This window comes from Flavimaricola marinus (assembly GCF_900184895.1).
GTDB lineage: Bacteria > Pseudomonadota > Alphaproteobacteria > Rhodobacterales > Rhodobacteraceae > Flavimaricola > Flavimaricola marinus.
On record NZ_FXZK01000002.1, the window covers coordinates 87,210 to 113,024 of the forward strand.

At 61.8% G+C, this 25,815-nt stretch carries 29 protein-coding genes; 16 read left to right on the forward strand and 13 right to left on the reverse strand.

Annotated features, from left to right (window positions below; all coding sequences use genetic code 11):
* The first annotated feature begins 82 nt into the window (after positions 1-82).
* From LOM8899_RS07250 to olsA, 3 genes are all read left to right on the forward strand, one after another.
* Entirely contained in the window at positions 83-262 is a 180-nt protein-coding gene (locus tag LOM8899_RS07250) for a DUF3553 domain-containing protein (RefSeq protein ID WP_093991856.1), read from the forward strand.
* A 180-nt stretch (positions 263-442) separates the two neighbouring features.
* On the forward strand, positions 443-1,207 hold the full coding sequence (olsB, locus tag LOM8899_RS07255) for an L-ornithine N(alpha)-acyltransferase (RefSeq protein WP_093991546.1): 765 nt from the start codon (positions 443-445) through the stop codon (positions 1,205-1,207).
* Between the two features lie 22 nt (positions 1,208-1,229).
* On the forward strand, positions 1,230-2,072 hold the full coding sequence (gene olsA, locus LOM8899_RS07260) for a lyso-ornithine lipid O-acyltransferase (protein ID WP_093991857.1): 843 nt from the start codon (positions 1,230-1,232) through the stop codon (positions 2,070-2,072).
* Here olsA and LOM8899_RS07265 read toward each other — a convergent pair.
* Both LOM8899_RS07265 and LOM8899_RS07270 read right to left on the reverse strand, forming a co-directional pair.
* The gene (locus tag LOM8899_RS07265; protein WP_093991547.1) at positions 2,069-2,695 is read right to left on the reverse strand and encodes a thiamine phosphate synthase; all 627 of its coding nucleotides are present in this window, start codon (positions 2,693-2,695) and stop codon (positions 2,069-2,071) included. The two genes, olsA and LOM8899_RS07265, sit on opposite strands and share 4 nt — an antisense overlap.
* Before the next feature lie 58 nt (positions 2,696-2,753).
* Positions 2,754-3,083: a TfoX/Sxy family protein gene (locus tag LOM8899_RS07270; protein ID WP_093991858.1), complete on the reverse strand. Its 330-nt coding sequence runs from the start codon at positions 3,081-3,083 to the stop codon at positions 2,754-2,756.
* A 66-nt stretch (positions 3,084-3,149) separates the two neighbouring features.
* Between LOM8899_RS07270 and LOM8899_RS07275 the strand changes: the two genes are divergently transcribed.
* Genes LOM8899_RS07275 through LOM8899_RS07285 form a run of 3 tightly spaced genes read left to right on the forward strand, consistent with a single transcriptional unit; the run spans position 3,150 to position 6,585 of the window.
* Complete coding sequence (locus LOM8899_RS07275; protein WP_093991548.1) at positions 3,150-3,893, forward strand: RNA methyltransferase; 744 nt, start codon at positions 3,150-3,152, stop codon at positions 3,891-3,893.
* A 59-nt stretch (positions 3,894-3,952) separates the two neighbouring features.
* Positions 3,953-5,113 (forward strand): heme A synthase, encoded by a 1,161-nt coding sequence (ctaA, locus tag LOM8899_RS07280; RefSeq protein WP_093991549.1) that lies wholly within the window; start codon positions 3,953-3,955, stop codon positions 5,111-5,113.
* On the forward strand, positions 5,110-6,585 hold the full coding sequence (locus LOM8899_RS07285) for a carboxypeptidase M32 (RefSeq protein WP_093991550.1): 1,476 nt from the start codon (positions 5,110-5,112) through the stop codon (positions 6,583-6,585). Before ctaA ends, LOM8899_RS07285 begins: the two co-directional genes overlap by 4 nt.
* 146 nt (positions 6,586-6,731) lie before the next feature.
* On the opposite strand, the gene LOM8899_RS07290 is transcribed toward LOM8899_RS07285, so the two are convergent.
* Entirely contained in the window at positions 6,732-6,965 is a 234-nt protein-coding gene (locus LOM8899_RS07290) for a DUF1127 domain-containing protein (RefSeq protein ID WP_093991551.1), read from the reverse strand.
* An 85-nt stretch (positions 6,966-7,050) separates the two neighbouring features.
* On the opposite strand from LOM8899_RS07290, the gene LOM8899_RS07295 reads away from it, so the two are divergent.
* The 7 genes from LOM8899_RS07295 to LOM8899_RS07325 all read left to right on the forward strand — a co-directional run bounded on the left by LOM8899_RS07295 (position 7,051) and on the right by LOM8899_RS07325 (position 13,197).
* Positions 7,051-8,460, forward strand: a complete 1,410-nt coding sequence (locus LOM8899_RS07295) for an aminotransferase-like domain-containing protein (RefSeq protein WP_093991552.1) — start codon at positions 7,051-7,053, stop codon at positions 8,458-8,460.
* 152 nt (positions 8,461-8,612) lie between these two features.
* A complete protein-coding gene (gene rplM, locus LOM8899_RS07300) occupies positions 8,613-9,074 on the forward strand; it encodes a 50S ribosomal protein L13 (protein WP_093991553.1) in 462 nt (153 codons plus the stop codon).
* A gap of 2 nt (positions 9,075-9,076) precedes the next feature.
* Positions 9,077-9,580, forward strand: coding sequence for a 30S ribosomal protein S9 (rpsI, locus tag LOM8899_RS07305; RefSeq protein ID WP_093991554.1), 504 nt, complete (start codon positions 9,077-9,079; stop codon positions 9,578-9,580).
* Positions 9,581-9,658: 78 nt separating this feature from the next.
* The gene (locus LOM8899_RS07310; protein WP_093991555.1) at positions 9,659-10,177 is read left to right on the forward strand and encodes a GNAT family N-acetyltransferase; all 519 of its coding nucleotides are present in this window, start codon (positions 9,659-9,661) and stop codon (positions 10,175-10,177) included.
* A gap of 256 nt (positions 10,178-10,433) precedes the next feature.
* Positions 10,434-11,309 (forward strand): ABC transporter permease, encoded by an 876-nt coding sequence (locus LOM8899_RS07315; RefSeq protein WP_093991556.1) that lies wholly within the window; start codon positions 10,434-10,436, stop codon positions 11,307-11,309.
* Positions 11,306-12,115 (forward strand): ABC transporter permease, encoded by an 810-nt coding sequence (locus LOM8899_RS07320; protein WP_093991557.1) that lies wholly within the window; start codon positions 11,306-11,308, stop codon positions 12,113-12,115. Before LOM8899_RS07315 ends, LOM8899_RS07320 begins: the two co-directional genes overlap by 4 nt.
* A complete protein-coding gene (locus LOM8899_RS07325; protein ID WP_093991558.1) occupies positions 12,112-13,197 on the forward strand; it encodes an ABC transporter ATP-binding protein in 1,086 nt (361 codons plus the stop codon). Before LOM8899_RS07320 ends, LOM8899_RS07325 begins: the two co-directional genes overlap by 4 nt.
* A gap of 3 nt (positions 13,198-13,200) precedes the next feature.
* Here LOM8899_RS07325 and LOM8899_RS07330 read toward each other — a convergent pair whose 3' ends face one another.
* Genes LOM8899_RS07330 through metA form a run of 4 tightly spaced genes read right to left on the reverse strand, consistent with a single transcriptional unit; the run spans position 13,201 to position 16,647 of the window.
* On the reverse strand, positions 13,201-13,818 hold the full coding sequence (locus LOM8899_RS07330; protein ID WP_093991559.1) for a TetR/AcrR family transcriptional regulator: 618 nt from the start codon (positions 13,816-13,818) through the stop codon (positions 13,201-13,203).
* Positions 13,819-13,822: 4 nt separating this feature from the next.
* Positions 13,823-14,707, reverse strand: coding sequence for a polyphosphate kinase 2 (ppk2, locus tag LOM8899_RS07335; protein ID WP_093991560.1), 885 nt, complete (start codon positions 14,705-14,707; stop codon positions 13,823-13,825).
* 46 nt (positions 14,708-14,753) lie between these two features.
* A complete protein-coding gene (locus LOM8899_RS07340; protein WP_093991561.1) occupies positions 14,754-15,740 on the reverse strand; it encodes an alpha/beta fold hydrolase in 987 nt (328 codons plus the stop codon).
* Complete coding sequence (metA, locus tag LOM8899_RS07345) at positions 15,724-16,647, reverse strand: homoserine O-acetyltransferase MetA (protein WP_093991562.1); 924 nt, start codon at positions 16,645-16,647, stop codon at positions 15,724-15,726. Before metA ends, LOM8899_RS07340 begins: the two co-directional genes overlap by 17 nt.
* A 126-nt stretch (positions 16,648-16,773) precedes the next feature.
* Here metA and LOM8899_RS07350 point away from each other — a divergent pair, with 126 nt between their 5' ends.
* On the forward strand, positions 16,774-17,322 hold the full coding sequence (locus LOM8899_RS07350; protein ID WP_093991563.1) for a hypothetical protein: 549 nt from the start codon (positions 16,774-16,776) through the stop codon (positions 17,320-17,322).
* Here the strand turns inward: LOM8899_RS07350 and LOM8899_RS07355 are convergent.
* The 4 genes from LOM8899_RS07355 to LOM8899_RS07370 form a co-directional block, all read right to left on the reverse strand.
* A complete protein-coding gene (locus LOM8899_RS07355; RefSeq protein ID WP_093991564.1) occupies positions 17,304-18,176 on the reverse strand; it encodes an ATPase in 873 nt (290 codons plus the stop codon). The genes LOM8899_RS07350 and LOM8899_RS07355 overlap by 19 nt on opposite strands.
* Before the next feature lie 8 nt (positions 18,177-18,184).
* A complete protein-coding gene (locus tag LOM8899_RS07360; protein ID WP_093991565.1) occupies positions 18,185-19,114 on the reverse strand; it encodes a DMT family transporter in 930 nt (309 codons plus the stop codon).
* Between the two features lie 125 nt (positions 19,115-19,239).
* A complete protein-coding gene (locus tag LOM8899_RS07365) occupies positions 19,240-20,349 on the reverse strand; it encodes an OmpP1/FadL family transporter (RefSeq protein ID WP_093991566.1) in 1,110 nt (369 codons plus the stop codon).
* 100 nt (positions 20,350-20,449) lie between these two features.
* Positions 20,450-21,334, reverse strand: a complete 885-nt coding sequence (locus LOM8899_RS07370; protein WP_245820471.1) for a DMT family transporter — start codon at positions 21,332-21,334, stop codon at positions 20,450-20,452.
* Between the two features lie 71 nt (positions 21,335-21,405).
* Between LOM8899_RS07370 and LOM8899_RS07375 the strand changes: the two genes are divergently transcribed.
* Complete coding sequence (locus LOM8899_RS07375) at positions 21,406-22,041, forward strand: hypothetical protein (RefSeq protein WP_093991567.1); 636 nt, start codon at positions 21,406-21,408, stop codon at positions 22,039-22,041.
* Positions 22,042-22,083: 42 nt separating this feature from the next.
* On the opposite strand, the gene guaA is transcribed toward LOM8899_RS07375, so the two are convergent.
* On the reverse strand, positions 22,084-23,640 hold the full coding sequence (guaA, locus tag LOM8899_RS07380; protein WP_093991568.1) for a glutamine-hydrolyzing GMP synthase: 1,557 nt from the start codon (positions 23,638-23,640) through the stop codon (positions 22,084-22,086).
* A gap of 143 nt (positions 23,641-23,783) precedes the next feature.
* On the opposite strand from guaA, the gene LOM8899_RS07385 reads away from it, so the two are divergent.
* Positions 23,784-25,334 (forward strand): trimethylamine methyltransferase family protein, encoded by a 1,551-nt coding sequence (locus LOM8899_RS07385; RefSeq protein WP_093991569.1) that lies wholly within the window; start codon positions 23,784-23,786, stop codon positions 25,332-25,334.
* Here LOM8899_RS07385 and LOM8899_RS07390 read toward each other — a convergent pair.
* The gene (locus tag LOM8899_RS07390; protein ID WP_093991570.1) at positions 25,327-25,632 is read right to left on the reverse strand and encodes a DUF6477 family protein; all 306 of its coding nucleotides are present in this window, start codon (positions 25,630-25,632) and stop codon (positions 25,327-25,329) included. The genes LOM8899_RS07385 and LOM8899_RS07390 overlap by 8 nt on opposite strands.
* Positions 25,633-25,815: the final 183 nt, after the last annotated feature.

A 25,815-nucleotide genomic window follows, 5' to 3' on the forward strand; every position in this document is an offset into this window, starting at 1 on the left:
TCAGGTCATGACAAATCCGCGACCCGACGAGCGCTGTCAAATCCGGGCGGCGGCTCATCGCATGACACCAAAGGATGTGCCCGTGTCAGACCTGAACGCCATGCTGGCCCCCGGCATGCTTGTGCGCCATCCCGACGAACCGGACTGGGGTGTCGGGCAGGTGCAGTCCAATATCGCCGGGCGGATAACGGTAAATTTCCCGAACGAGGGAAAGGTGGTCTTTGACGGCAATCGCGTCACGCTCATATTAGTGTCCCTTTAGCAGTCCCACCCGCTACAACCAACGGTAGCAACGCGGCCGGCATAGTCAATCCGCTCTGTGGCCAAGGAGCGGTATCGTTCGGGCAGCAATAGCGTCATACCGTTGCCAAAAGGTTGGCAGGTGCCTAAATACCGAGCATCCGAGCCGCCCGAAGCGGTGCAACAGTGGGAGCCAGAGCGCATGAAGGCCGCAACGCCGATGTTCGAAGTTGGCCTCGCTCGCGATGCGCAAGAGCGCGAACAGGCGCTGCGCCTGCGGTATTGCGTGTTTGTCGAAGAGCTTGGCGGCGATGGGCCCTTGGTCGATCATCAGGCGCGGATCGAATGCGATGCCTTTGATCCCTCGGCCCAGATGCTGGTCCTGCGCGATCGGGCGCGGCCCGAAGGCGAGCAGGTGGTCGGTGTTTATCGACTGATCCAGTCGAACGGATCGGCAGACCAGGCGTTCTACTCCGCGCAGGAATACGATCTGTCGCCGCTCTTGCAATCCGGGCTGCGGCTGCTGGAATTGGGTCGTTCCTGCCTGCATCCGGATTACCGGGGCGGGGCGGCGATGTATCATCTCTGGCAGGGCCTGGCCGATTACGTTCGACGAGAAGGGATCGACATCCTGTTCGGCGTGGCCTCGTTCCATGGTACCAATCCCGACGCCCTGACGCAGCCCCTGTCGATGCTGCACTGCAATCATCTGGCTCCGGAGGCGTTTCGGGTGCGGTCGCGGCAAGCACAAGGCATCACGTTGTTGCGCGAGGATCAGATCAACAGGGTCGCCGCGGTTCAGGCGATGCCGGCGCTGATCAAAGCCTACCTTCGGCTCGGTGGCTATCTCGGCGAGGGCGTCTTTGTCGATCACGCGTTCAACACCACCGACGTATGTCTGGTGATGGAGACCGCCCGTCTGAACGAACGGCAAAAGGCGATCTACGCCGGACAAGGGCGCCCGTAGTCGCGTGGCCAATACCAGCGAAATGACCTGGGACGCGAAAGCGGTCTCCGCGCCGGTTTCGCTGACATGGATCGGCTATCTCAGGGCGGGTCTTCGGGCTGCGCTGCTAGCCGGCCTGATCGTGCTCTGCCTAGGAATTCTTCTGCTGGTCAGGCTCATCGAGCGGCCCCTCTTCGGAGATCGTCGCCCGATGACGCCCTACATCACCCAGTTCGTCTGTCGCAGCGCCTTTCTGATCATGGGCATTCGATACAGGGTCAAAGGGCAGCCGATGGCGCAACCGGGGGCGGTGGTGGCCAACCATTCCTCGTGGCTCGATATTTTTGCGCTCAACGCGGCGAAACGGATCTATTTCGTGTCCAAGTCCGAGGTTGCCGGCTGGGCAGGTATCGGACGCTTGGCCAAAGCCACCGGGACGATCTTCATCAACCGGGATCGGCGCGAGGCGAAATCGCAACTGGCGATCCTTCAAGCGCGGCTGGCGGCCGGGCATAAGTTGCTGTTCTTTCCGGAGGGCACGTCAACGGACGGACGGCGGGTGCTTGCGTTCAAACCGACGCTCTTCGCGGCGTTCCTGTCCGATTCGTTGCGGGATACGCTCTGGATTCAGCCGGTAACGGTCGCCTATTCCGCACCGCCGGGCGCGGATCCGCGGGCTTATGGCTGGTGGGGCGGCATGGATCTGGCGCCGCACCTGATCGCCACCTTGGGGGCGTCACCACAAGGCGCGGTCGACGTCATCTACCATCCGCCGATACAGGCACGGGACTATCCCGATCGCAAGGCGCTCGCGGCCGCGACCGAGGCAATGGTGCGCAAGGGGCTGGAAGAGGCCGGGATTTGGCCCGACGAGGAGACGGCCTAGACCATCAGCGCCGCCATCGCCGCCAACGCGGCAGCGGGATCGTCCGTGCTCCAGATTTCGTCACCGATGCCGAAAAAGTCCGTATGGGGCGTCAAGGCCCGGATCAAGTCAGCGTCAAGCGCGCCTTCGGCGACCACCGGGACTTCGATCATCTCCGACCACCACTGGAAAAGCTCGAGCTCGGCACGGCGACCATCGCCCAACGGGCTGTCACCGACGGGACCAAAGCTGATGTAGTCAGCGCCGAGCTCGCCCGCGGTCATCCCGTCGTGGCGGCTATCGGCACAGAACGCCCCGACAATCGCGTCATCGCCCAGATCCTTTCGAACCTTGCGGACCGAGCGGGCGCCGTCCGTCAGATGAACACCGTCGAGGCCAAGCCGCTCCACCAGTAGGATATGGCTGTCGATAACCAGTGCCACGTCACGGGCATGGGTCACTTCGCGCAATGCGTCGGCGACCTTGGCAATGTGGCTTTCATCGCGGCTCGCGAGGCTCAGGCGCACACAGCCCACCTCGGTGCGATCGAGGCAGGCGGCGAGCGTGGCAGGAAAGCGGGAAAGCTCCAGTTCCGGCGGAGTGATCAGGTAGATCTGCGGATGATCGGGCGCGGTGTCAGACATGGTGTTATCTTTTCGTCAGAAGCGGTTGCGCTGCTATAGCCGGGATTTTCAGGCTTGGCTACTTGGGAGGCAACGAGCGGGCGTAGCTCAGAGCCATAGTCACGATCCGGGCGCGCAGGGCGTCGTCGGCCAGACTGTCCTCGGACACATCGACCATCCCGCCCATCGGCCGCCCGGTAAAGCTCAACGGGCTGACGCCTTCGATCGTCAGCGCGTCCGGCTCTTGCGCTTTGCCCACACGGGCCATGCCGCCGCCCTTGTGAACGCCGCAAATCATATTGCCGTGCAATAGAAAGCACAGGCCGCCGAACATCTTCTTCTCTGTCACGCCGCTGACGTCCGCCAGTTCGGAGCGCATCAATTCGGCCAATCCGCTGTCATACGCCATGTCGGGGCCTCCTTGCTTCGGTCCATGGGCCAGCGTATCACCGGCCGACATTGCAAAGGAACCCCAATGCCTACCGATACGCCGCAACCTGCCTTCGTCCTGATCCGCCCGCAAATGGGCGAGAATATCGGGGCCGCCGCGCGGGCGATGTGGAATTTCGGGCTCGACCGGATGCGGGTCACGGCGCCGCGCGATGGCTGGCCCAACGAGCGGGCGGTGGCGATGGCCAGCGGGGCAGGGCGGCTGCTGGACGAGGCGCTGATCTACGACAGCACGGCCGAGGCGGTCGGCGACTGCACCTATGTCTATGCCACCACCGCCCGCGGGCGCGACCTGACCAAGCCGATCCTGACACCAGAGGCCGCGATGGCGGACGCCGCGGCCCGGATCGCCTCCGGGCAGAAGGTGGCCGTTCTGTTCGGGCCAGAGCGTGCCGGGCTCGAGAATGAAGACATCGTCTTGGCCAATGCCACGATCACCGTTCCGGTGAACCCCGAATTCGCCTCGCTCAACCTTGGGCAATGTGTTCTGCTTACCGCCTACGAATGGCGGCGGGCCACACAAGAGGCGGTTGCCGCAAGAACGGAAATGGCCGGAACCGAATGGGCCAACGGGCAAGAGGTCGAGGCACTGGCGCGGCACTACGAAGAACGGCTCGACGATGCAGGCTTCTTCTTTCCCGATCACAAGGCCGATTCCATGAAGCTCAACCTGCGCAATCTCTGGAGCCGGATGCCCTTGACGCGTGCAGACGCACAGATGCTGCACGGGATCCTGCGGCAGATGGTCCGATGGAAGGAGCGGGGCTGACGCTTGCCCCCCTAGGCTCGCAGGATTAGGTATCTGGGAAAGAGACAAGGGAGCGCCAGATGGGGCTGAAACCGAAACCGGGCAGCAATCGCAGCATCTTTGAAGAGGTCGGCACGACCGAAAAGGCCGTCGCAGCCCCCGGAGCCATCGACCGTGGACGGGTCGACGCACGAGGCGCGATCCGGCTCTGGCTCAAGATCCTGTTCGTGCTGGTTGCGGTCATCATCGCCGTGGGCGGGATGACCCGACTGACGGACTCCGGACTGTCGATCACCGAATGGGCGCCGTTGTCCGGCGCAGTGCCGCCGCTTTCCGACGCCGACTGGGCCTCGGAATTCGAAGCCTACCAGCAAACGACCGAGTATCAGCAACAGAATGCGGGCATGAGCTTGGCGCAATTCCAATATATCTATTGGTGGGAATGGGGGCATCGGCAGCTCGGACGGATCATTGGGCTGGTCTGGGCGGTCGGATTCATCGGCTTTTGGGCGACGAAACGGATCCCGACCGGTTGGGTTTGGCCGCTGTTCCTCGTCGGTGCGCTTATCGGTGTCCAGGGGGCGGTCGGCTGGTGGATGGTCCACTCCGGCTTGCAGGGCGAGCGGCTCGATGTCGCCTCCTACCGGTTGGCGACTCATCTGGGCATGGCCTTCGCCATCCTTGGCGTGCTGACGTGGTTCATCCTCAAATTGGGGCGGCGGCAGGCTGACATTCTGCAAGCGAGACGGGCAGGCGAGCCGGGGCTGTTTCAAGCGGGGACGCTGCTCATGGGGCTGGCGTTCGTGCAGATCCTTCTCGGGGCGCTGGTCGCCGGTATCGACGCCGGACGGGCCTTTCCGACCTGGCCGCTGATGGGCGACGGCTTCCTGCCACCCGATCCCTTCGTATTGAGCCCGGTCTGGCGGAATTTCTTCGAGGATGCCGGGCTGGTTCAATTCATCCACCGGATGATGGGCTACCTGCTGTTCGCAGTCGGTATCGCGGTCTGGCTTCGGGCACGGCGGTCTGCCAACACCGGCACGCGTTTCGCGTACAATGCTGTCATGGCGATGCTTCTGATCCAGATGGTTCTGGGCATCGTGACCGTACTCTATTCCGCCCCGCTGCAAATGGCGATCCTGCACCAGTTCGGAGCCGTCGTGCTTTGGGTGTTGATCCTGCAGGGCCGGTTTCTGGCCCGCTATCCCAAGGCCCAATCCGTGAGGGGAACCATCCGATGACCGCATATGACGAACTGATGGCCTTCGAGCGCGAAACCCAGGCACTGGGACAGGTCGCCGGACGGCTGGGTTGGGACCAAGAGACCATGATGCCGCGAGGAGCGGCCGATCAGCGGTCCGAGGAAATGGCCGCGATGGAAGGGGTCTTGCATACCCGGCGGACGGATCCCCGGCTCGAAGATTGGCTCGGCAAGGCCGTCGCGTCCGACGATGTCGCCGCCGCCAACCTGCGCCTGATCCGGCGCAGCGTCGACCGGGCCACCAAAATTCCTGTGCGCCTCGCCGCCGAGATCGCGCGGGTCACGTCCAAGGCGCAGGGCATCTGGGCCGAAGCGCGTGCTGGCGAAGATGTGGCGGCCTTCCTGCCGACCTTCGAAAAGGTGCTGCGTCTCAAGCGCGAGGAAGGCGCCGCGCTGGCCGCCGGCACCGACAAGAGCGTCTACGACGCCATGCTCGACGATTACGAACCCGAAGCTACTGCGCAAAGCCTGTCGGAGATGTTCGATGCCTTGCGGCCACGGCTTGTGGACCTGCGGGCAAGGGTGCTCGCCGCAGAAGCACCCAAGGCACTGAGCGGCTCGTTCGACGAGGCCGGTCAGCTGGCGCTTTCGACCAAGCTGGCATTGGGCTTCGGTTACGACCTGTCCACCGGTCGGATCGACAAGGCCGTGCACCCGTTCTCATCTGGCTCCGGAGCCGATGTGCGGATCACGACGCGGACAAATCCGGTCGACCCGTTCAACTGCTTCTATTCGACGATCCACGAGGTCGGCCATGCGGCCTACGAGCAGGCGATCGACCCGGCCTACAGGCTGACGCCGCTGGGCAGCGGGGTTTCGATGGGGGTCCATGAGAGCCAGAGCCGGATATATGAGAACCAGCTTGGTCGGAGCGCCGCCTTCACCGGTTGGCTTTACGGCCAAATGCGCGACCAATTCGGAGATTTCGGTGTCGCGGACGCCGAGAGCTTCTACAAGCTCGTGAACCGTGTCTCGGACGGGTTCATCCGGACCGAAGCAGACGAAGTGCAGTATAACCTGCACGTCTTGTTGCGCTTCGATCTTGAGCGGGCATTGATTTCGGGCGATCTGGCGCTGCGAGATTTGGAAGCGGCGTGGAACGACCGTTTCAGGGCCGATTTCGGCTTTGCCGTGGACAAGCCCTCCAACGGGGTGCTGCAGGATGTCCATTGGTCGGTCGGACTGTTTGGGTATTTCCCGACATATACTCTCGGCAATGTTTACGCGGGCTGTTTGCATCAGGCGCTGCGCAAAGACATCCCGGACCTCGACGACGATCTGGGGAGAGGCGACACACGCCGCGCGACGACCTGGCTCAAGGAGGCCGTCCAACAGCATGGCGGGCTCTACACGCCGGTCGAAGTGATCACCAAGGCGGGCGGCATGGCGCCCTCGGTGGAACCGCTGCTCGATTATCTCGAAACCAAATTCGCGGGTCTCTACGCGCTCTGACCGCATTGAGCGGCTGCGCCGCACGCGATTTTGATTGGCATCATGCAAACGTCCCGACCGTCCTATGCGCTGCATCCTTTTCGGGTGACGATAAAAAAAGGGCCGGATCGATATCCGGCCCAGTCGGGAAGAAACTTGAAGCGCGCTCAGATCTGCCAGAACCGCCGCTGAGCTTCGCGCTGAGCCGTCGCCGGGCTCAGCCCGATATCCGCCAACTCTCTGGCGGACAGTTTGGCCAGTGCGCGTCGGGTTCGCGACCGCATCTCCCAGGTCATCACGCGCAGCGACACCGCAAAGACCACTTGAGACAGTGGTGGCAGCTTGTCGGCAGCCGACAAGACTGCAATTGCGTTGTGAGACTGTAGTGCCGGGAGGGTCATGATCCTTGTCCTGATTTGTATTGATACAATGTAGCGATTGCGCTATAGTGGATTGATACAATGCGCCCATGGAGACGTCCAGAAAATGATTGTATTGGATACAATATCGCCTGACACGCTGCATGAGGCGAAGGCTCCAAAGTACAGGCTGGTGTCGGACGCCTTGCGCACCGACATCGACCGGGGAGTTTTGATGCCCGGCCAACAGTTGCCGCCTGTGCGCGATCTGGCATTTCAACTCGGGGTGACGCCGGGAACGATTGCTCGAGCCTATTCGGTCTTGACGGAGGCCGGGTATCTCACCGCGGGGGTCGGGCGTGGCACTTTCGTTGCTGACCAGACGACCAGATCAACAAAGACCAGCGGCTTTACACCCTATGTGCATCCAAGCGACGGGGCTGTCGTTTCGCTGCTGTCACCGCGTTTGCCCGATGTCGGGCAAGTGGCAATGATGCGCGAGGGGATGGTGACACTGGCAGAGCAGTTCAGCGATGAGGCGTTTCTGCGCTATCCCAGCCAGCTGACCGAGGCCGCCACCGTCAGTGCCTATGCCGGGCAATTGCAGAATGCTCCGATCGGCCCGTTCTCGGAGGCCGACATCGTTCTGTCGAACGGCGGTCAGAACGGGGTGGTTCTGATCATGCAAACGGTCCTGACCGGGGCGGAGCCGGTGGTGCTGGTCGACGAGCTTGCCTATTCCGGCTTTGTGCGGGGGGCCGAATTGTGCCGGGCAAAGGTCGTGGGCGTGCCTTGGGATGCCAGCGGACCGGACGCCGTCGCCTTCGAGGCGCTCGTGCGCGAGCACGGGCCGCAGATGTTCTGCACCTCGGCGGAAATCAGCAATCCCTTGGTGCGGACGACGACGTCGGAGAGAAGGGCAGAAATTGCACGGATTGCTCAGTATCACGGCGTCCATGTGTTGGACGACGATTGTTACCGGCTGCGCGACCATCGGGGGCCGAGCTATCGGGCGTTGATTCCCGATCTAGGCTGGCACGTGGCGTCGCCGTCGAAATCGTTCTCGCCGGCACTGCGCATCGGCTTTATTGTTGCACCCCTCGGTTGGGCGGAGCGGCTTCAGCGTAGCGCCAGCTTCGCCTCCTTTGCAGTTAGCCGGTTCGCGACCGACCTCTATGCATTTCTGGCGGGGCACCCTGACATGCGGGCGGTTCGCGACCGGTTGCTGGAGTGGATGCGGCGGGATGTGCAGACCATCGTGAACAGCCTGGGCAAGTATCACGTCGCGTGGGATCCGCAGGTGCCCTTCGTCTGGCTGGACCTGCCCGAAGGCTGGCGGGCCGGCGAATTCTGTCAGGCGGCAGAGGCGGCGGGCGTGTTGCTCAAATCGGCCGAGGATTTCGCGCTGCGTGACAGCCGAAGAGTGCACGGCGTACGACTGGCATTGAATGGCATGCTCGAGGGGGATCAACTTGTCGGGGCGCTCGACGCTCTGCGAGAGCTTCTGGATCGACCGCCGCAGAGAATTTCGGTGTAGTAATGTGGGGTAAATAGATACCCAATTTGCAAGGCATTGAAAAGGCGGTATTTATTGCGCGATATCGCGCTTGACGATGGTGGCGCAGCCTCTATAACCCCTCCATCCAATGCCGGGCGCTCCTTGCGCCCCCGTAACCACAGGTAGACCACATGAAAACCTTTACCGCGACGCCCGCGGATATCGAAAAGAAATGGATCCTGATCGACGCCGAAGGCATCGTTCTGGGCCGTCTCGCTTCGATCATCGCCATGCGTCTCCGGGGCAAGCACAAGCCCTCCTTCACGCCGCACATGGACATGGGCGACAATGTCATCGTGATCAACGCCGAGAAGGTGCAGATCACTGGCAACAAGCGTGGCGAAAAGAACTACTGGCACACCGGCCACCCGGGCGGCATCAAGTTCCGCACCACCGGTGAGCTGCTCGAAGGCGATCACCCCGAGCGGGTCGTCATGCAGGCCGTCAAGCGGATGCTGCCTGGCAACAAGCTGAGCCGCAAGCAGATGACCCATCTGCGTGTCTTCGCAGGCACCGAGCATGGCATGGACGCCCAAAAGCCCGAAGTTCTGGACGTTGCGTCCATGAACAAGAAGAACACGAGGACCGCGTAATCATGGCCGATCAGATCAATTCCCTCGAAGAGCTGGGCGCGGTCGCCACTGGCGTCGAATCCTCGGCAGCGCAAACACTGGCCGAAGCCGCCGCTCCACGTGAGCCGGTGCGCGACGAGCTGGGCCGCTCCTATGCGACAGGCAAGCGCAAAGACGCCGTCGCCCGCGTGTGGATCAAGCCGGGCTCCGGCAAGGTCACTGTCAACGGCAAGGACATGCCCATCTACTTTGCACGCCCCGTGCTGCAGATGATCCTCCGTCAGCCTTTCCAGGTTGCCGGTGTGTCGGGCCAGTTCGACGTAAACGCCACCGTCAAGGGCGGCGGCCTCTCCGGTCAGGCCGGTGCGGTCAAGCACGGCATCTCCAAGGCGCTGCAACTCTACGATCCGTCGCTCCGCGGCGCGCTCAAGGCAGCCGGCTTCCTGACCCGCGACAGCCGCGTGGTCGAGCGGAAGAAATACGGTAAGGCAAAAGCCCGTAAGAGCTTCCAGTTCTCCAAGCGCTAATCCGTTTGGTTTACGACTTGGAGGCCCTGCCAGAGCAATCTGGTGGGGCCTTTTTCATTCCAACCCGAGACAGAGCCCATGTCAGACCTGATCATTCGCACCACGCTCGAGGCCGATCTGCCCGAGATCACCGAGATCTACGCCGCCGAAGTCCTGCACCATGTCGCCACCTTCGAAGAGGTGCCGCCGACGACGGCCGAGATGACCGAGCGCTGGCGGACCATCTTGGGGCAGGGCTATCCGCACCGGGTCGCGGTCCTCGACGGACGGGTTCTGGGCTATGCCTACGCCAGCGTCTACCGCACACGCCCGGCCTACCGGCATACAGTCGAAGGGTCGATCTATCTTGCGCCTGACGCCCGCGGGCGGGGGGTCGGCAAGGCACTTCTGGCCGACCTGCTTCGGGAATGCGAGGCCGGCCCATGGCAGCAGATGGTCGCGGTCATCGGCGACAGTGCAAATGCCGCGTCCATCGGTCTCCACAAATCGCAGGGCTTTCGGATGGTCGGCACGCTGGAGGCCGTCGGCTTCAAGCACGGTCGCTGGGTCGATACGGTGCTGATGCAGCGGGCGTTGACACCGGCCGCTCAAGAGTAGCCCCAAGGCTCGGCTCGGTCGAAGGTCAGGCTGCAAATAGTCTCATGGCCCGGCCTTGAGTCCATTTACCGCTTGAGAGGTAAAGGCTGCCCGACGGATTCAACGAGCGACTATTCGGCGGTGGGAAAGCCCGAGTGCGACCACATCGAGAGCAGGACAAAGCGCGACGCAGGGATATTTCTCTTGACCAGTTGATTGCCCATTGATCTTTCCATTGGCGCAGGATTGCATTGGTGATCTCAGGTGAGGGCTGCAAATGGCAAGATTCAGATGGGGGCAATCCGAAGGTGGGCGTGCCGCGCTGCTCATGGCGCCACCGTTTGCCTATGCCTTGCTTCTGCTCGCCGTGCCATTGCTCGCGATCATCTTGTTTTCGTTCTGGACGCAGGACTTCATGGATGTGAACACCACGTTCACGCTCGACAACTACCGTGAGATCATTACCCAGCCGATCTATGGTCTGCTGCTGCAACGGTCGCTCTACGTCTCGGGCTGCGTCACGATCGTGACCGTGCTTCTGGCCTATCCGATTGCCTACTTCGTGTCCTTCCATGTCGACCCCAGCCGCAAATCCATTTGGCTGTTCCTGATCACCATCCCATTCTGGACGAGCTATCTGATCCGGGTCTTCTTGTGGAAAGTCATCCTCGGCTACAACGGCGTCGTCAATTCGGGGCTGATGGGGCTGGGGGTGATCGACGAGCCGCTGACCTTTATCCTCTACAACGTGAATGCGGTGATCATCACACTGGCGCACGCCTTCGCGCCCTTTGCGATCCTGCCGATCTTCGTGGCTCTGGAAAAAATCGACCGCTCGTTGCTCGAGGCCAGTCAGGATCTCGGCGAAACACGGCTCTCGACGTTTTTCCGGGTGACCCTGCCGCTCTCCATGCCGGGGCTCGTGGCGGCGGTTTTGATCGTCTTCATCCCCACCATCGGGGATTACGTGACGCCCGAACTGATGGGCGGCGCCGGGGGCAAGCTGATCGCGAACATGATCCAGACCCAGTTTCTCGCGCTGAACAACGCGCCGCTCGGGGCGGCGTTGGCGCTTGTGGCCATGATCTGCGTCACGGCGATCTCGCTGCTCTTTGTGTTCCTCAACCGGCGCTGGCTCAGGGGGCGGTCATGAAGGGAAGCGGTCTGAAAATCTACGCCATCGCCTATCTGCTGTTCCTCTACGCGCCGATCCTGCTGCTGCCGATCTTTGCCTTCAACGACGGCACGATCATCGCCTTTCCGCTGCAAGGGTTCACCACCAAGTGGTTTGGCGAGCTTTGGACGAACAAGGCGCTGCACGACGCCGTCGGCAATTCGCTGTTCATCGCGATGATGACGGCGATCTTCGCGACTTTGCTCGGGGTATGCGCGGCGCGGGCCGGGGCGATGGCCAGCTTTCCGGGCAAGAAGGGGATCACCGGCTTCATCATGCTGCCCCTCGTGCTGCCCGAGATCATCGTCGCGGTATCGTTGCTGATCGTGCTGCGGCAGGTGCTGGATATGCAGCTGTCGAACTGGACGATCATCATGGCGCATGTGCTGATCTGCACCCCGTTCTCGATCGCGATCCTGAACGGTGCCTTCCAGAATATCGATCCGGCGCTCGAAGAGGCCGCGCTTGACCTCGGTGAAACGCGCTGGAGCGCCTTTCGGCTCGTGATCCTGCCGCTCGTCGTGCCGGGGATCATCTCCTCGATGCTAATCTCCTTCACGATCAGCCTCGACGAATTCATCATCGCGTTCTTCCTGACAGGGTCCAATCCCACCATGCCGGTCTATATCTGGGGGCTGCTTCGGTTCCCCGCGTCGCTTCCGGTCGTGATGGCGCTCGGCACCTTGCTGGTGACGCTGTCTATCGTTCTCTTGGCCACGGCCGAGTATTTCCGTCGCCGGGGGCTCGCCCGCGCAGGCATCAAAGACTCCGGAGGTTTCCTGTGACAGCCCTTATTTCCCTGCGCGGCGTGCAGAAATACTATGGCACCTATCATGCGCTGCGGGGTATCGATCTCGATATCAAGGCGGGCGAGTTCTTCTCGTTGCTGGGTCCGTCGGGTTGCGGCAAGACCACACTGTTGCGGACGATCGCCGGGTTCGAGGGGTTGTCCGACGGCACGCTCAAGATCGACGGCAAGGATATGTCCGGCGTGCCCGCCAACCTGCGGCCGACGAATATGGTGTTTCAGTCCTACGCGATCTTTCCGCATCTGAGCGTTGCCGAAAACGTGGCGTTCGGGCTGCGGAAATCCTCCATGAGCAAGAAGGAAAAGAGCGCCGCCGTGAAGGAAGCGCTCGACATGGTCGGGCTGGGTGGATTTGGCGGACGTGCCTCGCACGCACTGTCAGGTGGTCAGCGGCAGCGGGTCGCGCTGGCCCGGGCGCTGATCCTCAAGCCCAAGGTGCTGCTTCTCGACGAGCCGCTCTCCGCGCTCGACAAGAAGATGCGCGAACAGATGCAGGTCGAATTGATCCGATTGCAGCGGCAGGTCGGGATCACCTTCATTCTGGTCACGCACGATCAGGAAGAGGCGCTTGTCATGTCCGACCGCATCGCGGTGATGTTCGAAGGCGAGATCGGGCAGATGGACGACCCGGAAACGCTCTATCGCGCCCCGAACTCCCGCCGAGTGGCCGAATTCATCGGCAAGATGAACTTCCTCACCGGCGTAGTGACGACGGACGGAGGCACCGTCTCGGTCGACGTGGCGGGGCTGGGGCGCGCAGAACTGCCGGCATCCCAAGTCCCGCAAGGGACGGTCCCAGGGAAGGTCAGCATCGGCATTCGCCCGGAAACACTGGCGATCCTGTTCGACGGTGAAACCACACAGCGGCGTGTGGTCGACGCGACGGTCTCCGAGGTCGTCTACTACGGCGACATGACCTATTACGACGTGCGCATCGCGGGCGTCGAATCCGCTCTCACGATCTCGATGAAAAACCTGATCGGGCGCCCGGTGCTCGACGTTGGAGCCAAGACCAAGGTGATCTGGGACGAACGTTCGCTGGTTCTGCTGCCCGCTTAGGCGCTAGTCGTCAGGGGCGATCAGGCCCAGCCCGCGCAGATAGATGCCAATCCCGGTCTCCAACAGGTCTTCGGGCGGAAACGGGCTCTTGGTGCCCGGCGATCCGCGGGCAAAAAGCTCGACGACGCCGTGGCTCATCGCCCAGATATGGGCGGAGAACATCTGCGGCGGCGGGCGCTTGTGCTCGGGGATATGCTGGCTCAACTCGTCGGCGGCTTTCTCGAAGACACCCATCGCCCGTGTTGCCGTCGCATTCAGTTCGGGGGTGCGCTGAATGGAGATACCGCTTTCGAACATTGCGACGTAGTGGCCGGGGTATTTCCGGGCAAAGGCCAGATAGGCACGGCCCGTCGCCTCGAACGCGGCCAGTGCCGATGGTTTCCCCTCATTGTAGGCATAGTCCATCAAGTCGGCAAAGATTTCATAACCTTGCAATGCAGCCTCGGCGATCAGGTCTTCACGGCCCTCGAAATGCCGATAGACCGCAGCCGGGGTCACACCCGCCTCGCGCGCGGCTTCCGACAGGGTGAAACCGGTCGGGCCCTTGGCTTCGATCAACGCCAGACAGGCGTCGACGAGAGCTTGCCGCAGATTGCCGTGGTGATAGCCGCGTTTGGCCATGAGCTTACCGCGCCGCCCAGAGATCGGCCCACTCGACAGGGTTGCCGATGATCTTGTCGTCCGCCCTGCCCACCGCCTTCTTGTCCTTGCCGGTGTAGTCCACTTCGGACAGGATCGCGCGGATCGCCGCGACGCGGGCGCGGCGCTTGTCGTCGCCGCGGATCACCCGCCACGGGGCGGCCTCGGTGTGGGTCTTGGTCAGCGTCTCATGAATGGCCGCCGTATAGGCATCCCATTTCTTGAGGCCCTCGACGTCGATCCAACTCAGCTTCCATTGCTTGAGAGGGTCTTTCTCACGCTTGAGAAATCGCTCCAGCTGCGTCGCCTGACCGACATTGAGCCAGAACTTGATCAAGGTGATGCCTTCATCGACGAGCATCTGTTCAAACGGATTGACCTGTTCGAACCACTTCTCACGCTGCTCAGGGGTGCAGAAGCCAAAGACATGCTCGACGACGCCGCGGTTATACCAGCTACGGTCGAAAATCGCCAACTCACCGGCGGCCGGCAGATGGGCGATATAGCGTTGGAAATACCATTGGGTAGCTTCGGTTTCGGTCGGCTTTGACAGGGCCACGACATTTGCGGAGCGAGGATTAAGGTTCTCGCGCAAGCGTTTGATCGTGCCACCTTTTCCGGCAGCATCCCGGCCCTCGAACACCACTGCGATGCGGGCACCGCTCGCTTTCGCCCAAGCCTGCAGTTTCACAAGCTCGACCTGCATCGCCTCGAGGGTGCTTTCGTAGTCGTCCTTGTCCCAGGCCTCGGGATAGGGAAATCTCGGATTGGCCACGTCCTTCTTGCCAGAGCCGTCGATCAACTCACGCAGATGGGCTTGCTCGGGGGCCGCATAGAATGCGCTGATCGCGCCATCGAATGGCAGGGTCATCTGCTCGCCTTTCTGTTGTTAAGTTCAATATGGCGACGCGATGCGCTCAGCGCAATCCGGCCCGATCTGCGGCGCGGTCAATCGCCGCCACGACATCGTCCGGGGCGGAGTGGTGGGGCATGTGGCCGATGCCAGACAAAACGACCAAATTCGCGTCCGGGACCAACTGGCTCAGCGGGCGGGAGTGAATGTCGAGAGGCACCGTCGTGTCGGCGTCGCCATGGATCAGCTCGGTCGGGACGGACACTGTTGGATACCGGGTCGACATGGCCACGACATAGGGGCGCAATCCGTTCACTTGACGTGCATTCGCGCGGAGGGTCTCGGTGCGCAGCGACAGCGCCGCGCCAACCTTGTCCGCATAATTTTCCGGCCCGGGATTCGGGGCAAAGACCGAAGCGGCGACGTCTCGGACATATTGCATCGGAACCCAAGCCGAAATGAGCGGCGGCAGGATGGCCCCGCCAAAGCTGGAGCCGTTGACGCGGTAGAGCGGGTCCAATGTGCCGGGCCACGGCATTGTCGCGCCCGATACGATGACGAGGCCGGAAACGTGCTCTGGATGGTTCAGGGCCCATGCCATCGCCACGGAGCCGCCGAAGGACTGGCCGAGCACGATGGGGCGTTCGGCACCAAGGGCCAATGCGGCCGCCTGCAACAAGGCGGCCTGCTCTTCGGGGCTTTCGGCCTCAGATGTGAATGCGGGATCATAGTCGGGATCGGTGCGGTCGGTGTATCCCATGCCGGGGCGATCAAACGCGATGACACGGTAGCGGTCGCTGACGCGGTCGACGAAGTCCTGTGTAAAGTCTCGCAGATTGCCGCTGGCGCCGTGGATCAGCACCAGATCCGGGCCGTTGCCGGTCACATAGGCGTGGACCGAACGGCCATTCACCTCGACGAACTGCCCAATCGGCGGGTAATCCATTTCCGCTTGGAGAGACCGCGCAGACGCGCGGCGGTCGGTTACGAACGCAAAGGCCGCGACGGCGGCAACACTCAACAGGGCAATCGTTCTAGCGGCCAATGTCATCAATCTCGTATGGTGTGGTCTGATAGATCTGGTTCAGCCAGTTACCATATAGAAGGTGCGCGTGACTTCGCCACCGGTTCGCCGGAGGACGTGACGGATCGTCGTCGGGATAATAGTTCTGCGGCACGTTGATGGCGGTGCCATTAGCGACATCGCGGTCATATTCTTCCTTGAGAGTGCCGCTGTCATATTCGAAATGGTTGAATATGTAGAGCGCCCGATGGGCAGGATCCTCGATCAGACACGGGCCGACCTCGGGAGAGGCCAACAAGGTGTTGAGGCCCGCAACCGCGTCGACTTCGTCCTGGCGGATCTCTGTCCAGCGGCTGACGGGGATCACGAATTCGTCGGAAAACCCGCTCAGATAGGGCGAGGCATGGCCGAGATTGAGATGTCTGAAGCAGCCAAAGGCCTTGGCATCCAGAATGTGTTTCTTCACCCCATGGAAATGGTAGAGCATCGCCATGCCGCCCCAGCACACGCCGAAGGTCGACAGTACGTGGGTCTGGGTCCAGTCCATCACTGTCCTGAGCTCATCCCAATAGCTGACCTCCTCGAAGGGCATATGCTCGATGGGAGCGCCTGTGATGATCAACCCGTCGAATTTCTCGCCCGTGGCGGCGACTTCGGCAAACGGGCGATAGAATTCCTCCATATGCTCGGCGGCAGTGTTGCGGGTCTGATGGTCGGTCATCCGGATCAGACTGAACTCTATCTGTAGCGGCGTGGCACCGATCAGGCGGGCAAACTGGGTCTCGGTCTGGATCTTCTTGGGCATCAGGTTCAGCAGACCGATCCGCAATGGACGGATGTCCTGCCGTGCGGCCTGATCCTCGTCCATCACCATCACGCCCTCGCGGGTGAGTATGTCATAGGCGGGTAGGGTTGCGGGCAGTTTGATGGGCATCGGTCTGGCCTGTTCTTGGAACTCTCAAGGGTCGGGGTTTACCGTGACACATAAGGCTTGGACACCAAAAAGTAACGGGCAGGGGGATAGGTTTCGTCGGATCCTGTCTGGAAACGAGAATGCGCGATGAAATGGACCTTTATGGTGGTGATCTGCGGGATGGTCTGGCCCGCCGCGGGGCTAGCCCAGCCGGCTGGGGAATGCGCTCTCGGGTGCAGCGTGACGTTCCCGGGCCGGCTCGGGGCTGGGTATGAGGCCTGCATGGCTTTGGCCTGCCCGTCGGACGGGCTGAGTGGACCCGCGTGGGAATTCGGACGGATGGAGGATCCCGAACACGGTGGCTTTGCTGCGATCAGCTCGGATGATCTGTCACAACAGCTGATCCTTACTTGCGAGAGCAGGGGGCCGATCTCTGTCGTATTGCGCAGCGCCACTATCGACAGGGGCGAAGCACAGTGGATCGTCGACGGACAAAGCGTCGAATGGCTCGACATGGAGCAGCGCAATGGAGTTCTCGTCGCAGAGGTGCCGCGTGCCTCCCGGCTCGTCATGGCGCTTCAGGACGGCGGGCGGGTCTCCGTGCTCAGCCGGGACGGTCGGGCACAGGTGGATTTCGGCCTGCGGGGATCGGATCGGGCGATCACGGCGGCAATGGATTATTGCATGGAGCGGTGATCGTCCAACGTGCGCGCGACAAGAGCGGTGAAATCGGCCTCGCTGCGGACAGCGGACACGTCCTCCGCCTTGACGGTCAGGCCCCAGCGGCGGGCCATCGCGGCATAGCGCGGCTGGCGATGGGCCAGTGCCTTGGCATAGGTCCAGCGGATAAAGGCGTCGGGATCGACCTCTTCTTCCGCCAACCCGGTTTGCTTGAGATATTCCGCCCAGACGTTGTCCAGAAATTCCGGCTGATAGGCCATCGGCTTCGGGGCGCGGTCAAACCTGCGGATCAATTCCTGGGTATGGGCGTCGGAGCCTTCGATCCAGATCATCAGCGTGGTCTGCGACAGTTCTGACATCACCGGATCATCGGGATCATCCGGGTCCACCCATTCGCAGATCGAGCCACCGGTATCGCAGATGAAATGCGGATAGCTGTACAGCATCTCGGCGCGGTCGATAAAATAGCGGGTGTCGTGGAGGGCCTGGATTTCGGCCTTCATGAATTGATCCTGACGGCGGGTATACTCTGCAAACGGCAGGCCACCCTTGGTCGGATCTCCGGGCTTTCCAAGGTAGGTAGAGACCGGGGTCAGATTGTTGAAGCTGATATTGGAGCCGATATAGATCGAATCCGTCATCAACAGGTCACGCAGGAACGGCACCTGCATCGCCTCGCGTTTGGCGTTGTCGACGATCAGCTCGCCCATGTAGCGGGTGCCGATGCGGTAATCGATCGAATAGTGAAACCAGTCGCCATTGTCGCGCAGCAGATTGCTGAGGTGGGTCTTGCCCAAACCCGACATGCCGAACACAAGCACCTTGCGGCGCTCGGCTTTCAACCAATTCTGAGAGGTCTCGTAAATCATGCCCCTTGCTAGCGGGGCATCGCGGTTGGGGCCAGAGGTTTTTTGGCTCCGATCAATCGACCGTCCAGCACCACGAGACCCAGCGCCAGCATGGCAAAGCCCGCATAAGCGCGAGGAGGCAGGGCTTCACCCAGAACGACGGCGCCCGCAACGATGGCCACCGGCGCGACAAGCAAGGTCACAAGCATCACATTGCCGCTGCCCGCTTGGGCCATCACCCGGTAATACACCAGATAGGCCGCCGCGGTCGCAAAGACGGCGAGATACGCCAAGGCAATCAACGTGCTTGCATGCAGGTCAGAGCCCAGAGGATTCTCGTAATAACCCGCGAGGCAGATGGTCACGAGGGACGAGCAGGTCAACATGCCAGCGGCGGCCACTTCGGGGCGCAGACCCCGCAGGTTGCGTCGGGCCCAGACGCCAGAAAAACCATAGCTGACCGCCGCGCCGAGGATCGCCAGCTGGCTCACGGAGCGCAGATCGAAATTGCGCAGCGCCTCTAGGCCGATGGCGGTGCTCACACCGAGAAAGCCGATCAACACACCGATCCCGCGCCGCCACGTCAGGCGCTCTTCGGGCAGGAATAGGGCTGCGATTAGCACACCCCAGACTGCGGTGGATGCGTTCAGGATCGATGCCAGCCCGGTCTCGATACTCTGCTGCCCCCAAGCGATCAGGCCGAAAGGGATGACGTTGTTCAGGAACCCCATGCCCATAAAGGCGACCCAAATCTTGGCCGTGCGCGGGACCGCATAGCCACGGATCAGCACCCACAGCCACAGGACGACCATCGCCCCGGCCAGACGCGCCGCAACGACGGTCCATGGGCCCACCTCGTCCAGCGCCACGCGGATGGCCAAAAAGGAAAAGCCCCAGAACAGGGCCAGCAGGGCCATCTCGGCCCAGACGCGAAGCGGCATGGTCAATTGCGTGGTCATGGCTCACTTACGCGCGCCATCCCGGCATTCGCAATCCGATTTCTGTGGAAATTGTAGAGCATGGAATGAAAAGGCCCCGCGTCCGTTGCCGGATGCGGGGCTTGAAATCGTAGTCTGGGCAAGGCTCAGAAACGGTAGCCGATGCTCATGCCGATCGACAGGGCGCTGTTGTCGGTAAAGTCGGCACGGGCCGCGCCGCTGGTCTCCGGCATGGCGTCGCCCAGCATGGTATAGCGCACGCCGCCAGACAGCACGATGTTGTCAAAGGTGTACTGACCACCCAGCGCCAGCGACGTCTGTCCATCCGAAGGAGAGAGCGGCGACACCAGCGGATCGGTCGATTCCTCGTATCCGACCGAGAAGGAGGCCGAGAATTCATCCGTGAACCGGCGGCCGATCCCGATGCTGTAAGAGGCTGCATCGTCGATGTCTGTCAGGCTGCCGCCGCCCGTGTTCGCGGCAAAGAAATCGGGCGATACTAGCGTTTCGGAATACATTGCATAGCGCACCTGACCGAACAGCAGCGTGTCCGCCATGATTCCGGTCTGGAAATCGATATTGACGGCTTCCGGGGTCTGAACTTCGGTGATGGAGCCCGGGTTCACGATCACGCCGTTGACCGATTCAATCGAGTTGAATTCATGGGTGATCGCGCTGTTATAAGTGACGGCGAGGCGCAACGCGATGTCCGGGCGCTCGTAGGCGACACCGGCGAGGTAACCAAACGCAGTGCTGCTTTCGAGCTCGACGTTGTAACCGTCGAGGCCACCATAGGCCAAACCGCCCAAGGAGATCTCTGCGTCAAGCGTTTCAGCACGCACACCACCGTGAACACTGAAATTGTCGTTGAACTTGTAGCGACCGACGGCTGTGAACGCGACGCTGTTGAGCTGGGCGGCCGTGCCTTCCAGAAGCGGCGTCGCCGGGTTGTCCGGATACAGGATGTCGGCGCCGAACGGCTGATCGACGATCAACGCAAAGGACGTGTTCGGACCATAGTCCATCTTCAGGCTCGCGCCGAACTGGAAGAATTCCTCCGCGACATTGTCGTAGTCGAAACCAGAGCCGAGATCGGTCCCCGTGGCCGTCGGCATGACATAGCCAAAGCTCAATTCAGCATAGTTTCCGTCTTCGAAAATGGCTGAAACATCCTGATTGGATCGGTCGAGGCCAACGGCCCCTGCAGTAGTGGTCGTCAGAAGCAGTGCGGCCCCTGTGGTCCAGATCGTTTTCATGTCCTCTCCCCGTAGCATGAAATCGTGAATGGACGTTTCTAGGAAGCTGCCGGGCGTTCGGTCAATTGGCTACGCCACGTCAAAGCATTTGAAAAAATGGTTAATGTTGCGGCGCAGGCGCAGCTGGGCTCTGTCCGCGGGTGATGTTCAGCCAGTTTCCGGCAAAAATCAGCACCGCGCCGACAAAGACGAGCGGATCCAACGGCTCCGCATAGAAAAGCATTCCGACGATCGCGATGACCGGCAGGCGCACGAAATCCATCGGCATGACGACGCTTGCGGGCGCAATCGACAGGGCCGTGGTCAGACAGAAATGCGCAACCAGGCCTGCGAATCCGATCATCACGATCCAAGGCGCGGTCTGCGAGTCGGGCAGAGCGATATCTCCGTCGTATCCCGCCGCGATGAGACCAAAGACCGCCTGCATGACGGTCAGATAGAACAGAATGCACATCGTCGATTCGCTCCGGGTCAATCGCCGGGTCGCGATCGCGGTCAGCGCAAAGCACACCGCGCATAATGCGGCGGCAACGATGCCGGCGTTCAGCGACGACGGGTTGGGTCGGGCGACGACGAGGATGCCGGCAAATCCGATCATCGCGGCCAAAGCACCCACTTTGGTGAGGCGTTCGCCCAGCAACAGGGGCGAAAGCAGCAGCACCCAGATCGGAATCGTGAATTCCAGCGCAAAGACCTGTGCCAGCGGGATCACCGTGATCGCAAAAAACCACAGGTTCTGCCCTGTGAAATGCGCCAGATTACGGCCGAAATGAAGCCCCAGATGGCGGCGACTGACTTGCCCCAAGGTGCCCGTTGCATAACCGACGGTCAACACGATGACGATGCCGGTCAAGCTGCGAAAGAGCATGGTTTCAAAGGTGTCGAGCGTCGAACTCACAGCTCTGCCGCCCACCGCCATCAGAGAAAAGCAGGTGATCGCTCCGGTCATCCACAGGGCCGCGGTGAGAGTATTGCTGCGCATCATGCGAATTGCTCACACGGTCACAGTTTCGTCAAGCACTCGCATCGCGATGCGGGGCAAGTTAAGCTCTGGCCATGAAAAATCTCGTCGCCGTCGCGCTTTGCCTGATCGTTGCCAATGGCCCCTTGCCGGGCTGGGCCGAAACACCCCTCGACGGTTTGATCCGCACCGCGACGACAAGTTTTCCGGCCTTGCCGGAGGTGCGACACGTGCCAAGCACCATTGACCTGTGTGGAGGGGAACTCGACGCGCCGGGCCTCTACTGCACCTCTGAGGGGGCAATCTATCTGGCCGAGACGCCGCATGCAGAGCAGCAACTCTTTGCGCTGGCACATCTCTACGGGCACGGAATTCAGGTCCAGTACGGGCTGGCCGACATCGCCTTGGCGCGAATACTGGCCGACAGATCGCAAGAGAACGAGGTGCGCCGAAAGGTGACGTCTCAGGTCGAATGCATGGCCGGTGTCCTGCTGGCGCGGGCCGGGGTGCAGATGCCGCCGCTGACCGAGCTATTCGACGAAGAACCCATGACCGATGCCCATTGGGGGCGTTCGCCGGTGCGGCGCGGGCCCGCTGTCAGCATCGGGCTGGCGCTCAGGGCGGAATGGTTCGGGGCGGGCTACAGTGCCGGCGAGCCGAGCGCTTGCAGTGTAGAGGATCTCCCCGCCGATTTGATCGTGGCTGCCGATGAATGGCCCGCGGAGCGATAGTCCGCAGGCTCGCTTAGTTCGGTCAACCAGATCGGTCGGACATCATTCCCACTCGATCGTGCCCGGCGGCTTTGACGTGATGTCATAAGTCACCCGGTTGATGCCCTTGACCTCGTTGATGATCCGGGTCGCGGTCTCGCCGAGGAATTCATGGGTGAACGGATAGTAGTCCGCCGTCATCCCATCCACCGAGGTCACCGCCCGCAAGGCGCAGGCGAAATCATAGGTGCGGCCGTCGCCCATCACGCCGACCGTGCGGACAGGCAGGATCGCCACAAAAGCCTGCCAAATATCGTCATAGAGACCATGTTTGCGGATCTGGTCGATAAAGACCGCGTCGGCTTTGCGCAGGATCTCTAGCTTTTCGCGGGTGATCTCGCCGGGACAACGGATCGCAAGGCCGGGGCCGGGGAACGGATGGCGGCCAATGAACGACGGCGGCAGACCAAGCTCATGGCCCAGCGCCCGGACCTCGTCCTTGAACAGCTCGCGAAGCGGCTCGACGAGCTTGAGGCCCATCTTCTCCGGCAGGCCACCGACATTGTGGTGGCTCTTGATCGTCACCGAAGGACCGCCCGAGAACGACACGCTTTCGATCACATCGGGATAGAGTGTGCCTTGGGCCAGAAACTCGGCGCCCTCGATCTCGTTGGCGTATTTCTGAAACACGTCGATGAACAAGCCGCCGATGATCTTGCGCTTTGTCTCGGGGTCGCTGACGCCGTCGAGCGCGCTCAGGAACAACTCCGATTCATCCGCATGGATCAGGGGCAGATTGTAGTGCTCGCGGAACATGGAGACGACCTGTTCCGCCTCGCCCAGCCGGAGCAGACCGTGATCGACAAAGACGCAGGTCAACTGCTCGCCGATGGCCTCATGGATCAGCACGGCGGCGACCGAGGAATCGACACCGCCAGAGAGGGCACAGATCACCTTCTTGCCGCCGACCTGCTCGCGGATCAGGCGGATCGCCTCCTCGCGATAGGCGCCCATTGTCCAGTCGCCGGTAAAACCGGCAGCTTTGACGAAGTTTTCGTAGAATGTCAGTCCATTGGGGGTGTGATGCACTTCGGGGTGGAACTGCACTGCATAGAACTGACGATCGGGATCGGCGGTGATCGCAAAGGGAGCATTGGGCGAGGTGCCAAAGACGCGGAAGCCGGGGGCGATCTTGCTGACGTGATCGCCGTGGCTCATCCAGACCTGCTCGCGGTTCTCGAGGAACCAGCCGTTCAACAGATCGAGGCTCTCGCCAGCCGGGGTCACATAGGCGCGACCAAACTCGGCGGTTCCGTCGCCACGCTCGACCTTGCCGCCGAGCATCTCCATCATGACCTGCTGGCCATAGCAAATCCCGAGGATCGGGACACCCAACTCGAACACCTGTTCCGGTGGCCGCGGCGAGCCCTTGTCAATCACGCTGGCCGGACCGCCCGAAAGGATCACGGCCTTGGGCGCAAACTCGGCTAGGAAGGCGTCGGTCACGTTCTGGAAGGGATGGATTTCGCAGTAGACGTTCAACTCGCGCAGGCGGCGGGCGATAAGCTGCGTCACCTGAGAGCCGAAGTCGATGATGAGAAGGCGATCATGTTGTGTCATGCCGCTCGATAGGCCGGGTCTGCCACGGGTGCAAGAGTGCGTGTCGTTTTCGCCCCTCAAAGGCCGCAAATCCTTTACCAATGTCACGAGGAGCAGTCTAAACAGGCGTCGAATCAAGCGTCGAGTCAGCCGGAGATCCCGCCATGTCAGACACCGCAGCCCCCACTGGTCGACGCACACGCGGAGGCGGAGGCGCCGCGCGTCGCGCCGAACGCACCGCAATTTCCGTCGAAACCGCCCGCTATATCGAGCGCAACATCCCCAATTTCGAGGTGTTGACCGAAGAGGCGCTCCAGATCATCGAGGACAACGCCGAAACCGTGCTCGAAGAGATCGGCGTAAACTTCGTCGAGAATCCCGCAGCGCTCGAGCGTTGGCGCGAGGCTGGCGCCGATGTGCAGGGCGAGCGCGTTCGCATCCCGCGCGGACTGGCGCGCAAACTGTGCCAAACCGCCCCCTCCAGCTTCACCCAGCACGCCCGCAACCCCGAGAGGAACGTCGTGATCGGCGGCAAGAACCTCGTCCTCGCCCCGGTCTATGGCCCGCCCTTCGTGCGCACGGCTTCGGGCGGGCGGCGCTATGCGACGATGGAGGATTTCCGCAACTTCGTGAAGCTCGGCTATATGTCGAAGTGGCTGCACCACTCCGGCGGCACGGTCTGCGAGCCTACCGACGTTCCGGTCAACAAGCGGCACTACGACATGCTGCTCGCGCATATGACCCTGTCGGACAAGCCCTTCATGGGATCGGTGACGGAACCGAGCCGGGCACAGGATTCCGTCGATATGGCGGGCATCCTGTTCGGCGAGGACTTCGTGCGCGACAACACGGTGATGACTTCGCTCATCAACATCAACTCGCCATTGACCTTCGACGGGATCATGATGGGGGCGCTGGAGATCTACGCCCGGAACAATCAGGCGGCGATCATCTCGCCGTTCATCGTCGGCGGGGCCATGGCGCCGGTGTCTGTCGCCGGCACACTCACGCAGGTGCTTGCCGAAGTCATGGCGGGCGTCGCCTACAGCCAGTTGGTTCGGGCCGGTGCGCCGGTGATCTTCGGGGCCTTCGTGACCTCGATCGACATGAACTCGGGCGCGCCCACCTTCGGCACCCCGGAGGCTGCGATGATCACCTACGGGGCCGGACAGCTGGCGCGACGGTTGGGATTGCCCTACCGCTCGGCCGGGTCGTTCTGCGGCTCCAAGCTGCCGGATGCACAAGCGGCCTACGAAACAGCGAACAGCCTCAACATGGGGCTGCTGTCGGGGGTCAACTTCATGCTGCACGCCTGCGGCTGGCTCGAAGGCGGTCTGGTGGCCAGCTTCGAGAAGTTCGTGATGGACGCCGACCAGCTCGGGATCATGCACTCGATGGCGCGTGGGGTCGACATCTCCGAGAACGCGCAGGCGCTGGATGCAATCCGCGAGGTGGGACCCGGCGGGCACTACCTCGGCTGTGCGCATACGCAGGCCAACTTCAAGAGCGCCTTCTGGCGGTCCGACCTGTTCGACTACAAGCCCTTCGAGACCTGGGACGAAGAGGGCGCGCGCGATACCGAGGCTCTGGCGAGCCTGCGGGTCAAACGGCTGCTCGATACTTACCAGCAGCCCACGCTCGATCCAGCCATCGAACAGGCGCTCAACGACTATGTCGCCGAGCGCAAGGCAGGGATGCCCGACGCCTTCATGTAACGACGCGCAGGGGGGCGGAGGTCATCCGCAGGACGCGGGCCTCGCCCATCAGCGCGATCAGCACCTCGACGTGCCGGGCAATCGCATAGTCGGCCATCTTGGCTTTGCGCTTGTCGTTGAGGTCGGCTTTGATCTCTAGAAGCTTCAGGATCGCCTGCCCCGGCTTCGGGGCGGCGGCCATATGCAGCAGTCGTGGCAGGCAACGGTTGCGCTCATACTCATCCACACCGAACCGAGCGGCGCCCACCAGAAGGCTGGGGCGACTTAGGCTTGCAATCATGCTCGGGAGGTCTTGCATATCAGTTCCCTTCGAGTTCCGTCGAATCTGTCGACACGCAATTCTTGCCACAACCTTGGGGTGTGTTGCGTCCTGTGGATAGTTTAAGATCGGTGACTTAAGCATTGTTTGCAATTTAGAAACAATGATGAATAAGCGGCATGTTTGTTAAGATTTGGGTAATAAATGCCCCTCTAGGTTGTA